Source organism: Paraglaciecola sp. (genome assembly GCF_039964565.1).
Lineage (GTDB): Bacteria > Pseudomonadota > Gammaproteobacteria > Enterobacterales > Alteromonadaceae > Paraglaciecola.
Window position 1 is genome coordinate 63,471 of record NZ_JBDVXF010000043.1, and the last position, 14,551, is coordinate 78,021.

Annotated in this window: 14 protein-coding genes; 6 read left to right on the forward strand and 8 right to left on the reverse strand. The window is 39.7% G+C overall.

The window, feature by feature from the left end:
- Positions 1-3 precede the first annotated feature (3 nt).
- Positions 4-927, forward strand: a complete 924-nt coding sequence (locus ABJK37_RS18575) for a bifunctional GNAT family N-acetyltransferase/hotdog fold thioesterase (protein ID WP_348357018.1) — start codon at positions 4-6, stop codon at positions 925-927.
- An 87-nt stretch (positions 928-1,014) separates the two neighbouring features.
- On the opposite strand, the gene rpoH is transcribed toward ABJK37_RS18575, so the two are convergent.
- A complete protein-coding gene (gene rpoH, locus ABJK37_RS18580) occupies positions 1,015-1,875 on the reverse strand; it encodes an RNA polymerase sigma factor RpoH (protein ID WP_348357020.1) in 861 nt (286 codons plus the stop codon).
- A 714-nt stretch (positions 1,876-2,589) separates the two neighbouring features.
- Here rpoH and ABJK37_RS18585 point away from each other — a divergent pair.
- The gene (locus tag ABJK37_RS18585; RefSeq protein ID WP_348357022.1) at positions 2,590-3,831 is read left to right on the forward strand and encodes an EAL domain-containing protein; all 1,242 of its coding nucleotides are present in this window, start codon (positions 2,590-2,592) and stop codon (positions 3,829-3,831) included.
- A 27-nt stretch (positions 3,832-3,858) separates the two neighbouring features.
- The gene (locus ABJK37_RS18590) at positions 3,859-4,974 is read left to right on the forward strand and encodes a succinylglutamate desuccinylase/aspartoacylase family protein (protein ID WP_348357024.1); all 1,116 of its coding nucleotides are present in this window, start codon (positions 3,859-3,861) and stop codon (positions 4,972-4,974) included.
- A gap of 34 nt (positions 4,975-5,008) precedes the next feature.
- Here the strand turns inward: ABJK37_RS18590 and ABJK37_RS18595 are convergent, their stop codons facing one another.
- Genes ABJK37_RS18595 through ABJK37_RS18605 form a run of 3 tightly spaced genes read right to left on the reverse strand, consistent with a single transcriptional unit; the run spans position 5,009 to position 7,895 of the window.
- Positions 5,009-5,476 carry an Lrp/AsnC family transcriptional regulator gene (locus ABJK37_RS18595; protein WP_348357026.1) on the reverse strand — a complete coding sequence of 156 codons (468 nt, stop codon included), beginning with the start codon at positions 5,474-5,476 and terminating at the stop codon, positions 5,009-5,011.
- Positions 5,473-6,591, reverse strand: coding sequence for an anhydro-N-acetylmuramic acid kinase (locus ABJK37_RS18600; RefSeq protein ID WP_348357028.1), 1,119 nt, complete (start codon positions 6,589-6,591; stop codon positions 5,473-5,475). The genes ABJK37_RS18595 and ABJK37_RS18600 overlap by 4 nt, the downstream gene beginning before the upstream one ends.
- 8 nt (positions 6,592-6,599) lie before the next feature.
- Positions 6,600-7,895, reverse strand: coding sequence for a peptidoglycan DD-metalloendopeptidase family protein (locus ABJK37_RS18605; RefSeq protein WP_348357030.1), 1,296 nt, complete (start codon positions 7,893-7,895; stop codon positions 6,600-6,602).
- Positions 7,896-8,104: 209 nt separating this feature from the next.
- On the opposite strand from ABJK37_RS18605, the gene tyrS reads away from it, so the two are divergent.
- Complete coding sequence (tyrS, locus tag ABJK37_RS18610; RefSeq protein WP_348357032.1) at positions 8,105-9,304, forward strand: tyrosine--tRNA ligase; 1,200 nt, start codon at positions 8,105-8,107, stop codon at positions 9,302-9,304.
- 74 nt (positions 9,305-9,378) lie between these two features.
- Here tyrS and ABJK37_RS18615 read toward each other — a convergent pair whose 3' ends face one another.
- From ABJK37_RS18615 to mtnN, 4 genes are all read right to left on the reverse strand, one after another.
- On the reverse strand, positions 9,379-9,798 hold the full coding sequence (locus ABJK37_RS18615; protein ID WP_348357034.1) for a DUF2721 domain-containing protein: 420 nt from the start codon (positions 9,796-9,798) through the stop codon (positions 9,379-9,381).
- Between the two features lie 18 nt (positions 9,799-9,816).
- A complete protein-coding gene (locus ABJK37_RS18620; protein ID WP_348357036.1) occupies positions 9,817-10,191 on the reverse strand; it encodes a rhodanese-like domain-containing protein in 375 nt (124 codons plus the stop codon).
- A 111-nt stretch (positions 10,192-10,302) separates the two neighbouring features.
- The gene (locus ABJK37_RS18625; RefSeq protein ID WP_348357038.1) at positions 10,303-11,265 is read right to left on the reverse strand and encodes a cobalamin biosynthesis protein; all 963 of its coding nucleotides are present in this window, start codon (positions 11,263-11,265) and stop codon (positions 10,303-10,305) included.
- Positions 11,265-11,960 (reverse strand): 5'-methylthioadenosine/S-adenosylhomocysteine nucleosidase, encoded by a 696-nt coding sequence (gene mtnN / locus ABJK37_RS18630; protein WP_348357041.1) that lies wholly within the window; start codon positions 11,958-11,960, stop codon positions 11,265-11,267. Before mtnN ends, ABJK37_RS18625 begins: the two co-directional genes overlap by 1 nt.
- A 129-nt stretch (positions 11,961-12,089) precedes the next feature.
- On the opposite strand from mtnN, the gene ABJK37_RS18635 reads away from it, so the two are divergent.
- Together ABJK37_RS18635 and ABJK37_RS18640 are read left to right on the forward strand one after the other, a co-directional pair.
- Positions 12,090-13,250 carry a tetratricopeptide repeat protein gene (locus ABJK37_RS18635; protein ID WP_348357043.1) on the forward strand — a complete coding sequence of 387 codons (1,161 nt, stop codon included), beginning with the start codon at positions 12,090-12,092 and terminating at the stop codon, positions 13,248-13,250.
- Positions 13,251-13,338: 88 nt separating this feature from the next.
- Positions 13,339-14,508 carry a tetratricopeptide repeat protein gene (locus tag ABJK37_RS18640; protein WP_348357045.1) on the forward strand — a complete coding sequence of 390 codons (1,170 nt, stop codon included), beginning with the start codon at positions 13,339-13,341 and terminating at the stop codon, positions 14,506-14,508.
- Positions 14,509-14,551: the final 43 nt, after the last annotated feature.

Here is a 14,551-nt window from a genome sequence, read left to right on the forward strand (position 1 = left end):
TAAATGTATAAAATTGAAACGCCATCTAGCGAACAAGATTTTAGTGAGTACTTTGCATTTCGTTGGAAAATGCTAAGAGAGCCTTGGAACTTCCCTGAAGGTTCTGAAAAGGATGAGTACGAACAAGTCAGCCAACACCGAATGATGCGTAACTCAGATGGAGAAGTGATAGCAGTTGGCCGAGTACATATGAATACGGCAGAAGAGGCACAAGTGCGTCATGTTGCGGTTGAAAAAGCGTACCAGGGGAAAGGGCTAGCTAAAATGTTAGTCACCTCTCTAGAGTCTGTGGCAAGAACTGAGGGCGCGGTGCGGATTGTGACCAATAGTACTCAAGCGTCGATAGCATTATTTACAAGTTTAGGATTCAAAGCTCAAAAAGGTGCACCCAAAGAGCTTGGGGAACAACAGCGTCAACAAATGGTCAAAAAATTAAGCGACCCGAGTAGTATTTTGTTGCACCCTAAGTGGTGCAAATTGTTACAAGATACTTGGCATGACACTATCCCTATTAGTGAACAAATGGGAATAAAGTTGCATCAATTTAGCGGCCGTACTCTCGAAACTAGAGCATCTTTGAATAAAAATATTAATCTACATGGCACTATGTTCGCTGGCAGTATTTTTTCTTTAGCCACTTTGACTGGGTGGGGGATGATATTTTTACAACTCAAAGAGAAAGGGCTGGACGGAGAAATAGTGTTAGGTGATGGCAATATTCATTATCATAAGCCTATTACTTTGCAACCTCGAGCATTGTGTAACATAGAGTCGTTAACTGGAAAATTCGAACCTCTTAGTAAAAACAAAAAATGTCAGATTAAGCTAAGCGTTGCCATTTTAGACGGTGATAATGCTGTTGCTGAATTTTCTGGGGTATTCTGGGTTTTACCCATTACCGAAGCTGCGGTTGCAGAAGATTCTTAATTTGTAGCAGTTTGGGGCAGAGATAAAAAATTAGACATAAAAAAAGCGCGAAAATCGCGCTTTTAACTAATTATTGGGCCATTGCGGTTAAGCGGCCATTGCGTTTTGTAGCTTTTTCATCGCATTCTTTTCAATTTGTCGAACGCGCTCAGCAGAAACTTGATATTTATCTGCTAAATCTTGAAGTGTGGTTTTGTCATCCGATAACCAGCGTGTTTGGATGATGTGTTGACTACGTTCGTCAAGAGTCTTAATCGCCGAGTATAGTCTATCAGATGCATTCGAATCCCAATCTGAATTAATGACTTCAGATTCTACGTCTTCACTTTTATCTTCAAGAAATTGTACTGGAGCAAAACTACCACTTTCATCATCATCAGCAGATAAGTCAAATGCCTGATCGTGACTGCTCATGCGAGCTTCCATTTGCAGCACTTCTTTAGTACTAACGCCTAAATCGTCTGCCACTTTTTGTACTTCAGCATGGGTAAACCAACCAAGGCGCTTTTTATTCTTGCGAAGGTTGAAAAACAACTTACGTTGGGCTTTAGTCGTGGCAACTTTAACAATACGCCAATTTTTCAATACAAATTCATGTATTTCGGCTTTTATCCAATGTACTGCAAAAGAAACCAAACGAACACCTACAGTTGGATCAAAGCGTTTCACAGCTTTCATCAAACCAATATTGCCCTCTTGAATTAAATCAGCCTGTGGTAAACCATAACCTGAATACGATTTTGCAATGTGCACGACAAAACGTAAGTGAGACATAATAAGCTTTCTTGCAGCTTGTAGGTCATCGTCTTGTTGTAAACGTTCAGCCAAAGCTCGCTCGTCTTCAGCACTAAGCATATTAATGCCACTTACCGCTTGTACATAAGTTTCAATGCTTCCCGTTTGCGGAACGGTTAACGTTAGTGCGCGTAAATCTGTACTCGTACTCATAGATACCTCGTATTACACTTTGCTCGCGATTCTAGCAAAAAACACATTGCTCCGCGACTCTAATTCATTTCGCAAACTCGCTATTCGTTTGCTCTAACTTAGTAGACCGCCGCAATCGTAAAAAATTCCAATTCGGATATCCGAATAGATGTTGTGGCGTAATCTATCTTTTCAAGTCGTGCTATATAATTAGAATACTGCTTGGTGAAAAATCACATTAGTCTCATTGCTACGAGCCAATCCAAATATTAGATTTAATCGGTAATAACTAGACTATTAAAAAGGTCGTTAATTTATGTTTTCGTAGGTTGCGCGTCAAGGAATTTTAGTGAGAAATGGAAACTTAATTTTGAGTGTTGATTTTTAGGTATCTCGATGTGAAATGAGCAACTCAAATTTATCCCTAAATTGCTTTAATTGAGAGACGATGGCATCAATTGACTTTTGATAACTGATACTATTTTTAATCAACAAGCCTAGTTAGCTCGTTTTTTTATGTTTCTAGCAACTAGAATAGTAAAAGTAAGGTGTGAGAGCACGAATTAGCAACTTTGTGAGCGCTTACCTTCGTTATAGATGATTAGAAAACAGACTATTCATCACGCTTTTTTTTAGTGTTATGATGTGCAAAATATGATCGCTATTCAATAAAATGGATCTGCTATTGTTGATCTAGCGATAACCCATAATAATAAAAATTTAGACAGGACGTATATGTTTGCTTTTATAGCTCGCCAACCAATATTGGACAGAAACAAAGAAGTTTTTGCCTATGAGCTTTTTTTTAGAGATGGCAAAAACAATTGTTATCCTGAAGTTGAAAGAGATGAGGCAACTTCCAAACTGATCGCCAAAAATTATCAGACCCTTAATTTAGATGACATATCTTGCAACAAAAAATCACTTATTAATTTTCAATCTGAAACATTAATGAGCGGTTTACCTGCTTCTCTTGACCCAGAAAATGTGGTGGTGGAGCTAGTGACCGGCCGCAATGAAGATAGTAGTCTTTTAGATGTGTGTAAACATGTAAAAAACATGGGTTATAAAATTGCATTGGAAGATTGCCGACTAAAGCCTAGTTGGGAAGAGTTTATACCTTATGTTGACATGCTTAAAGTCAACTCTAATCACGAAAATTTGGATTTTTTCGAAAAAAATGCAAACCGATTTATTGATGCAAATGTACAACTGATTGCAGACAAGGTTGAAACTCAGCAGAGTTTTAGTATTTTTAGAGACATGGGGTTTGACTATTTTCAAGGTTACTTTTTCGCTAGGCCGATGTCTGTGTCGAGCAAAAATATACCCACCTCCAAGCTAACTTTAGTTGAACTGATGGGGGCTAGTTCTAGCGAATCATTTGATATTGAAAGTATTAATAGTGTGATTGAGCATGATGTGGGTTTGTCATATATGTTGTTGCGCTTTATTAATAACCCAATGATCAACAAACGCTACAAAATTACTTCGTTACGCCATGCATTGAATTATATGGGTGAAGTTGAAATTAAGAAGTTTATAGCTTTGTTGGCTTTGGCTAATTTGTCAGATGACAAACCTTTAGAGTTGTTACATTTGTCTCTTGTTCGTGGACGGTTTTGTGATCTTGTTGGAACCGAAAAAAATATCGGTAATAACCCTCCTACAGCTTTTTTAGTCGGGCTATTTTCATTGCTTGATGCTTTGCTCGATCAACAAATGGAGTTCTTGATTGAAAAACTACCGCTAGTTGATGAAGTAAAAGAGGCGCTCTGTGGGGGACAGAATGATTTATCCATGTACCTCATGCTAGCTAAGGCTTTTGAAAGTGGTAACTGGTTGAAGGTGATAAGAATTTCTAAAATTCTAGAATTAGACCAAAAGCTACTCCATAGCCTTTTTAATGAAGCTATTCTTTGGGGCAATGGTGTTCGACGTTCAATATCCCCGCATTTTCCAGCAACAAAAACATAGAAATTTTAGACAGGACTGCCTCGTCGTATGAATCAGTTGTTCAAAGAGCATATAGTGGTGGCGCAGAATGCGTCCGGCAGAAACATGAATGTGCCTATGTATCGGTTTGTTGGTGCAAAGCCAGGACCTAAGGTTTATATACAAAGTTCGATTCACGGCGCAGAAGTACAAGGCAATGTGGTTATTTATCAACTTATCCAGTGGCTTAAAACTTTGCCTATTTGTGGTGAAGTATTGTTGGTACCTAACTGTAATCCTGTGGGCACTAATATCAAGGCAGGGGAGTATACCTTAGGGCGTTTCGACCCTGTTAATGGTACAAATTGGAATCGTGGTTATTACTATGATGATTGTTTTATTCGTAAATTTGCACACAGTATTGAAGATGAAGAATCTGTCGCGTCAATAAAATCTCGATTTCGCCTAGAAATGAAACAACAATTGCAAACTCGATTAAACGAAACGTGGGGGATTGGATTAGCCCAGCATCTCAATCTAAAATTGCAACAATTGGCATTTGATGCAGATTATGTGCTTGATTTACATAACGGCCCAGTGTCAACGCGGCATCTTTATGTGCCTGAATATGCCAAGGAATCTGCTAGTTTATTCAACATTCCACATGTCATATTTATGCCTCAAGTGTTTTCAGGTGCGTTAGATGAAGCCACGTTTTGCCCATGGTGGTTGCTGGCAGATATAGTGAGCAGCAAACGCCAAAAGCCAATTGATTTTGCAGTTGAGGCGTTTACGTTGGAAATGGGCAGCCAGGAAGTGATTAGTTTCACTGAGGGTGAATATGACGCTAAGAGCATTCTAACGTATTTAACGGCGAAAGGATGTCTACCCAAGTGTGACATTTTACCTGAAAAAATGTCACGTAAAGCGGTCATGCTGCGCAATTATAAAACACTCTTCACCCGACAAGGTGGCATTGTGGAGTATATCGTTAAGCCTGGCGACGTTGTAAAAAAGGGAGAGGTATTAGCTAAAGTGCTCAATGTGGATAATCTAGATACCGACGAGGCGACAACAGAAATACTTGCGCCGTGTGATTTGGTGGCGATTCTACATTTTCCTTCGGCTTCGGTGTTAAGTGGTACTCAATTGTATAAGTGTTTTACTGAGTATTTTGAGCTCTAAAGGCAGAGGCATAACGAATGCAATTTGAGGCGACTTATACTTTAGGTAATTCTTTGCTATTTATTTGGGTGTAAATTAATGCCGTTTCAACATGATTTACTTCTTTTCTTGCCGTAATTGCATTGAATACAAAGTCTCGTAAATGTTCTGTATCTCTTAAGCTGGCATGTAACAAAAAGTCATTTTCTCCACCCATATGATAAAGACTTATCACCTCGGGTAGTTTAGCCAACTGCTTTTGAAAGGTATCTACGGTGGGACGACTATGATCGGATAGGCGGATAGAAACCATCACTTGAATATTGCCACCTAAAGCTTGAAAGTCGACGCTTAATTGCGCCCCTTTTATAACCTGCTCAGTTTGCAATTTTTTAATTCTTTCAAGGCATGAAGAAGGAGCAAGACCCACTAATACAGCAATATCTTTATTGTTCATTCTGGCGTCTTTATATAATGCAGCCAAAATAGCAATATCTGTTTTATCTAAAGGACGTTTTGTCATTCTACTTTGCCAGGGCAAAAGGTGCCCAATACCGCCCCTTTTGTTGCTCCAGTGACACTGGCGATACTGCCTTGTATATTATTGATATGTGCATAGGCTAACCACGCAAAGGCCATGGCTTCAACTGCATCCGCTTCAACACCTAACTCATCTGTTGTGAATAGCTCACATTCATGTAGCGCGGACTCAAGTTCTTCTACAAGAAATTCATTTCGTGCCCCACCACCGCAGAGATACACTTGCTCAACATCTTTAAATTGTAAAACTTGCTGGGCAATGGTGTGGGTGGTCAGCATAACTAAAGTCGACTGTACTACCTGGGGATCAATGTCGCGAGATAAGCTAGCTAGGTTTTGATGCAGCCAGGGTAAGTTAAATTGCTCTCGACCTGTGCTCTTAGGTGCCGGCAAGCTAAAATAGGGATGCGAGTACAACAGTTGTAATAATTCGGTATCGGCGGAGCGTTGCGCTGCCCATTGGCCTTTTTCATCATAATCTTTGCCTGTATGCTGTTTACACCACGCATCTAACAAGGTATTTCCTGGGCCAGTATCGTACCCGATAATCGCATCACAATCCCGCCGTGGAAGGTAAGTGATATTCGCTATGCCACCGATATTAATCACCACTCTGGATTTTTCTGGATTGGCAAATACGGCGTTGTGGAAAGCGGGTACCAAGGGGGCTCCTTGTCCACCTAGGGCCATGTCTTTACGTCTGAAATCTGCAATTACATCAATACCCGTCAGCGCGGCTAATGTGTTGGGGTCGCCAATTTGTATACTAAAACAGTGTTCTCCGTGTGGAATATGACGAATAGTTTGTCCATGGGAACCAATCGCTCTGACTTGGTCTGGGCGAACATAGTTGTCTTTGAGTAATTGTAGTGATGCGTCAGCAAATACTTCGGCTAAAGCCCTATCGGCGCGACCCATGCGTTCGATTTCATTCTCACCAGGTGCGCACAGCCTATGTAATTCGGCACACAAAGCTGCAGAAAAAGGAAAGGTTTGGCAGTCTAGCAGTCGGGGTTGAGAACCTGAAAAATCGACTAACGCAACGTCAACCCCATCAATACTGGTACCTGACATTAGTCCAAGATAAAGCTGTGGCATAACAGGCCTTAATTCATCGCTAACATTATGCGTTTGTTATTATTTAACTGCTGCAATCTGTTTTTAGCTATATCGATAAATTTTTGTTTTTCTTTGTTTTCTATAGGTTGCGCTTTGGGTAAATCTACAGTGCGAGGATTGCGATGCACACCGTCAACTAAAAATTCATAATGTAAATGTGGGCCCGAAGCTAAACCTGTAGAGCCTACAGTTCCTATTAATTGCCCTTGTTTAACGGTTTGCCCTTTTTTAACTTTACGTTTGGTAAAGTGCAGATATTTGGTTACATACTTTTCGCCATGTTGGATAAAAACATGATGACCGTTGTATTTGTCATAACTTGACTTGATCACTTTCCCATCACCCGCTGCGATGACTGGGGTGCCGCGATCAGCTGCATAGTCTACGCCTCGGTGTGCTTTCCAACGTTTTTGAACCGGATGAAAACGACGCTTTTTAAAACTTGAACTGATGTATCTAAAGTTAACAGGTGCACGTAAAAAACTCTTGCGCATACTGCGACCTTCAGGAGTGTAAAAATTACCATCTTGGTAACGAATGGCGGTGTAGGTTTCGCCCTGGTTTACAAACTGCGCGGCAACTATGTCGCCATTTTCAATGAACTCACCATTAATGTAATGCTCTTCAAACATTACATAAAAACTATCACCTGTTCTTAGTCCTAATGCAAAATCTATATCCCAACCAAAAATACCGGCGACTTGCATGATTTGGTTGTTGGTCAAATTAGCCTTTAACCCAGCATTCCAGAAACTGTTAGTCACATCACCTTGGGTGTAATTCAAACGGGTATCGACTTTTAGGGTTTCGATGCTACTGCTAAATGAATCGTCTTCAGCTTTAGTGATCACTAAAGTCTCGGTGTTGGAATAAGGATATTGTAGCGATACTAACTGGCCTCGCGGGTCGATTTGTAGTTCCAACACATCGCCGGGCATTATTTTTAGTAATTTTTTGGCTTGAGTTCCTGCCTTGCTGACATGATAAGTCTGCTGAGGAGATAGGCCAACGCGTTTGAATATAGTGGCTAAGTTGTCGCCCTTTTTGACAACTACAGACTGAGAGGTGTTAGTTTCCTCTACAATAGAAAAGTCTTCTACTTTGACATTATCAAAGTTAATGTCCAAATCGTATCGTTTACCTATTTCTAAAGTAGTGGCAGAGTTTTTAATGGCACTCACGGGTTTAGATGGAAAAAGAATCAAAACGAACAAAAATCCAGCCACTCCAGATATGAACCATCTGTGCGGTTTAGGCATATTTTTAAAGGTCTTTTTAATCACAAACACACTACACTTTTTCGAACATAACTGCAGAATATATGGATTACGAAGGATTTTCCAGTTAAGGGTGGTTTTTTGAGTGGTTTATTAGGTGTAGCTAATCACTTTAAGTTATTGTTAAAAATACTATTGCCCTTTCATTGCAAGGGCTTGCCAAGTAAAATGTTAAAGATGAGATTAATAATAGATTTTTAACAAAGGTTACAGAAATGTCAGATTGGCAAAGTGCGATGGCTGAAATTCAGCGCGGAGCAGAAGAAATATTGATAGAAGATGAATTGATTGCCAAACTAAAAACTGGCAAGCCTCTGAAAATTAAGGCGGGCTTCGATCCTACCGCTCCTGATTTGCATTTAGGTCATACAGTTCTGATTAACAAACTACGTACTTTTCAGCAGTTAGGCCACGAGGTTATCTTTCTGATTGGCGATTTTACGGGCATGATAGGTGATCCAACTGGTAAAAATGTCACTCGAAAACCTCTGACTAAAGAAGATGTATTAGCTAACGCTGAAACTTACAAAGAACAAGTGTTTAAAATACTCGATCCGAAAAAAACAACCATTAAGTTTAATTCACAATGGATGGAAACACTGGGGGCGGCAGGTATGATAAAACTAGCCTCCAATCAAACCGTTGCGCGAATGTTGGAGCGTGATGATTTTAAAAAGCGCTATGCTGGTGGGCAACCTATTGCTATCCACGAATTTCTTTATCCACTTGTGCAAGGCTGGGATTCGGTAGCTTTAGAAGCGGATGTTGAACTCGGTGGCACCGATCAAAGATTTAATCTACTGATGGGGCGAGAGTTACAAAAATCCGAAGGACAAAGTCAACAAACAGTATTGATGATGCCGTTACTTGAAGGTTTAGATGGCGTTCAAAAAATGTCGAAGTCTTTGGGGAATTATATCGGAATCACTGATTCGCCAAATGATATGTTTGGTAAAATCATGTCGATATCAGATGATTTAATGTGGCGTTATTATGAATTGTTGAGCTTTAGACCTCAAAATGATATCGCAGTCATAAAACAAAAAGTGGCAGAAGGATTAAATCCACGGGATACAAAGATTGACTTAGCGAAGGAGATAATTGCACGTTTTCATAGCCAACAAGATGCAGAGGCTGCACATCAAGATTTTATCCAACGTTTTCAGAAAAATGCCATACCTGACGAAATGCCAGAGTTTGAATTTGTCTTACCTAGCGAAGGGTTGATGATCGCTAATGTTTTAAAAGAAGCCGGTTTAGTTAATTCAACTTCTGATGCGATGCGCATGATTAAACAAGGGGCAGTTAAATTAAATGGTGAAAAGGTCGAGAATGTAAAGCATCAATTTAACCAAGCGTTGCAGGTGGTTTTGCAAATTGGTAAACGCAAGTTTGCTCGGATAACATTCAAATAAATATACAGGGCCAATTTTTATTGGGATTGGCCCTGTATACGCCTTATGCCTTAATAATTAGTGAAAAATGCTTATTAATTCCTAGTTTTCTTTTGCTTAGAGGGTTTCTTGAACGGTAAGTTTAAGTGACTTAAATGCAAATCAAGGGCTTCAACAGATATATGAATTTCCCTGACCGATAACCATAGCGAATACAATAGTAGCACTAAGCTACACGCAAATATTGTGCTACCAACGGTTTGGTATTCGGCATAAATTGCCAACATTGATAATACGCATAAGAAGAAGCTTCCCATGCCAGCCCCTTGCATATTTTTAATTAATTGAATTCTAGACCGCAAGCTTTTGATTTGTTGCTGATCATTTTCGTTGCTTTCACCTAAATCAAAGTTTCTTATAATACTCGCTAAGGCTAAAAATCGATTGGTGTAGGCGAGCAGCAATAGAGATATTGCTGGGAACAACATAGCGGGTGTAGTTAAAGTGATTACCATATCTGAGCTTAATTAAAACTATTTCTCAACAGCTAAGCCTTGTTCTTGCCATGCCAACATATCACCCTCTAGGTGACTTAGGTTTTCATAACCATCTTTTATCAAGGCTTCTGCAGCTTTACCTGCTCGATAACCCGAACGGCAATACAGCACAATAGATTTTTCTTTTGATGAAGACAAAATCGCTGGGTCATCAATAATTTCACTTAAAGGAACATTTATGGCGTTGGGTACATGCCCTTTTTGAAATTCTTCTGGGGTACGAACATCTACTATGACTAGGCTATTACTGTCTGCAGCTAGCAGTTGTTGTTGGGTAATTGTACTAATGTTACTCGAAAAAGCTGAAAAGCTGAGTAAACCTAATACCCAAAATACGCTGCGTTTAAACATAATAAAGTTCTCGTTCGTGAGTCAGATTGTAAGTTAGTGATAGTAATAAGGACCATCCAGAGTGTAAAGCACAATTGCAGTAACATAAGCCATTCTAATCAGCTATTGAGTTTATTGAGCGAGCGAAAATGACCAAGCACAACCCAAAAAGTATACCGTTAACCACACCCAGGTGGCGCGATTTATCGCCGCTAAGGTTCGGCTATTATCGGCTAATATTATTTGCCTTTTTCCCCCACATTTTGTGGTGCGTATCTTTTGTGATCCGTAGTAGGCAGGCCCCCCAAGTTCAATACCTAAACTGGATCCGCAAAGGTTTAAAACAAACAGGTGATCACATTGATAGCTAACTTTCTGAAATAACGCCTTAGTACCTAGACTAATATTAACTGCCAGTACAATACTCAGACTAGCGAGCTTACTAGGAAACCACTGCAGTACATTGCTTAAGTAGCGCACTGGTTGGCCAAAATACTTAAACCTCTCTAATTTTATGTTCCAACTTAACGACATTTCGTAGACAAATCGATAGAGAAGCGCGCCAACGCCGCCTGTTAGTAGATACCAAAAAATGACGCTGCAATATTGATAGCTAAATCGTAATAATAGCGACTCAATATTCGCTTTGACTATGCCCATTGGCGACATTTTTTCAGTTTTTCTGATGACTATTTGTGACACCGCGTGTCGCGCCAACATTTTTTGTTGTTTGGACAATGCTGCAGTAACTTTGGCTGTTTGTTTAGGCATATCTTGAAACCGCAATGCTATAAGCAGCATTAGTGCTTCAAAAAATATTGGATATTCGGATAAGTATGTAAAGAGTGCCAGTATGACGTAAAACGGAAACAATAAAACAATACACGCTAAGCTACCTGAAAGTTTCTGTTGCCTCGATGAATTGAGGTCGTTTGATAGTACTTTGGCCTGCATCCCCACAGTTAATGCTTTCATAAAGCTAACAGGGTGGTATTTGTCAGGCCAAGGTAAGTAACGTTCCGTAAAAACAACTAGCAACAATACCCAGAATGGCAACAGTTGCTCACTAACTAAGGTATTGACAACGCTATTCATTAGGCCAATTTCGAAATTGTTTGCATCACTAGGGTTGCTGAATTTTTAGCTGCTTGATCTAGGTAGGCTTCGAATGAGACCGTTGAGGTTTTACCTGCAATATCAGATAACGACCGAATCACCAAAAAAGGAATGCCCAACAGATGGCAACTTTGAGCAATAGCAACGCCTTCCATTTCTACTGCACAAACTTTGGGGAAGTTTCTACGAATAACCGCTGCCGCTTCATCACTGCCAACAAAGGAATCACCGGTACAAATAAGTCCTTGCTGTACCTGAACATTGCTTAAACTGGATACCGCGTTAGCAGCGTGCTGAAGCATACTCTTGTCACATTCGAAATACGCGGGCATACCGGCATTTTGGCCTAATTCGTAACCAAAGTGAGTCAGGTCTGCATCATGGTGCCTTAACTCAGTCGCTATCACGATATCACCGATGTTAAGGTGACTCGAAAATCCGCCCGCTGAACCAGTGTTTATGACATAGTCTGGTGCGAAGTGCTGGATCACAACACTTGTTGAAACAGACGCCGCTACTTTACCAATTCCACACTTAACTAGAGCAACTTCTACTTCTCCAAGTTTTCCCACATAAACAGTAAGATGATTAAAAGTTTGTGCTTGGCAATTCTGCAATGAGTCTCGGATAAGGGTTATTTCTTCATCCATGGCACCTAAAATAGCTATTTTCATATGGCTTTCTTAATTTTCAATTAGTTAAATCAATAGTACCTAAGTTTAATACGTCTGCTAGTGTTATAAAACAATTCAAGGATAAACCGCTTCTATAAAGGGTGTCCTAGTGATCACAAAAGGTCATTTATGCAATTTTTAAGTGTTTGGCTTATTTCTATCATTTTTCTGGGTTGTCAGTCTGTTCCTGAAGTCACTGTTGTTAATGGTGATTGGCTGTTTGACCAAGGGTTCGTCGGCTTTGAAGATGTTTCTATCGAAACTGAAAAAGATATTTTTGAATTGAGTGACGAAGCTAAATCATTCGCCAGAGCAGCAGTTAAAGGCGTTTTTAAACCTGAGGAAAAAATTGAGGCTTTAGTTCACCATGTATTCTCTCGCTCAGATTTAAATTTACTATATCGAGCAGACGCTAACACAGTGGCCACTGCGACGTTTCAGAGCCGCGCGGCAAACTGTCTTTCAATGTCCATTATGACTTTTGCGATGGCTAAGGAATTAGGTTTTGAGGTGCGCTTCCAAGATATCGAAGTCCCTGAGTACTGGACTATTAGAGAGGGACAGAGCTTGCTCAATAGGCATATCAATCTTCAAATTATTCCGAAGCAAAAAAATCGTACTCATTTTCATTTTAAGACGAAAGGATACGAAGTTGATTTTGATGCGCAGGCGACTCGCCAGCATTTTCCAAAAACACTGCTTAAGCGCTCGCAAGTTGTGGCTATGTTTCACAATAACAATGGCGCAGATGCGCTTCTAAAAAAAGAATATGTGAGAGCGTATGCCTATTTCCGAACGGCAGTTAAGCTGGATCCCAAATTGTCTTCAGCTTTGGCAAACTTGGGTTATTTATATCGACTGACTGGTCATTACGAGTATTCAGAAAATGCTTACATGCAAGCTATTACAAAAGACAAAAATAACTTATCTGCTTGGCGAAATTTATCGCATTTATATCGTTATATAGGGCAAGACCAAAAAGCCGACAGTATTATTAAGCACGTCTCATCTAAAAGAGCACGCAATCCTTTTTTTCATATTAATCAGGGTGATAAGGCATTTGAAAAGCACCAATGGCAAACTGCCTTAGGACACTACCAGCGAGCTTTGAGGCTAAACAATAGTTATCACGAAGTCTATTTTGGACTAGCTAAAACCTACTTTGAACTGGGTAATATTCAGCGCAGTCAACATTATTTGAAACTAGCAAAAAAGAAATCAAGAACAGGCCAAGAGCAATCTATTTATCAAGGCAAACTAAACTTGTTAGCCAGAATTAAGTCAAGATAAGCGCTCTACTTTTTAAGTTGAATAAAGTAGCGGTTCATACCAATTAGCGCTATGTTAACAGTATGTTAATTTGCTTGAGGCATTTTCTATGCTGCAGTTTTCATCTATTCATAATGTATATATATCATTGATTTTTTTTAGTTTTTTTAGCGCATGTCAATCTACTGCGGTTCAAGTTGTCCCTACTGATAATTTACTATATGACCAGGGATATTCAGGTTTTTCTAAGGTAACAATCGAATCTGAGCAGCAAGTATTTTACTTAGGTGATTCGGCTAAGGCATTTGTAGGATCCACAATTGAACCCTATAAAAATAAACTTGATCAAATGGAAGCCTTAGTTAAAGCGATATTCGATCGCTCTGAACTCAATTTACTGTACCAAGGTGATGCAAATACAACCGCAAATGATACCTTTAATGCACGAGCCGCGAATTGCCTATCTATGTCTATTATGACCTATGCCTTGGCAACTGAAGCAGGGTTTGAGGTAAATTTTCAAGAAATTATGATCCCCGAATACTGGACTAGACGTGCCGGTTTTAGTCTGTTAAACGGGCATATAAACCTCAAATTGTTAACGCCTAAAGACCCCAACGTTTATGTATTCAATACTCGCAGTTATCAGGTTGATTTTGACCCACAATCATCTAGGCGCGGATTACCCAAAAAAATCGTTAGTAAACAAGCGATTTTATCTATGTTTTATAACAATAAGGGCGCCGATGCGGTGTTACGCAAAGATTACCTGACCGCTTATGCCTATTTTCGCGGGGCGCTAAGTATCCAACCTAACTTTCATTCTGCATGGATTAATCTTGGTATTGTGTATCGGTTAAGCGGATATTTTCAACAAGCAGAAAGTGCGTATCATCATGCACTTGCAATTAATACTGATAGTCTAACGGCCATGGAAAATTTAGCCTATTTGTACAAACTCACTGGTCGAATGGCAGAAGCCGAAGAAATTTTAACTAAAGTGGCAGATCAAAGAAACAATAACCCCTATTACCATGTTGATTTAGGTGAGCAACAAATGGAACAACAACATTGGGATCAAGCTCTTGCACATTTTAGAAAAGCTTTAGCGTTAGATCGAAATAAGCACGAAGTCTATTTTGGACTGGCTCGTGCCTATTTTGAAATTGGGGAATTACAGCAAAGTGAGCGTTACTTAAAACAAGCAAAAAACAAAGCTCGCAACAAGCAAGATGAACAAAGGTATCAATCTAAATTAGAGTTTCTTAGTCGTTTATAAGTTAACGCCTCATAAACATTAGCTGCCTAGTTATTATTACAGG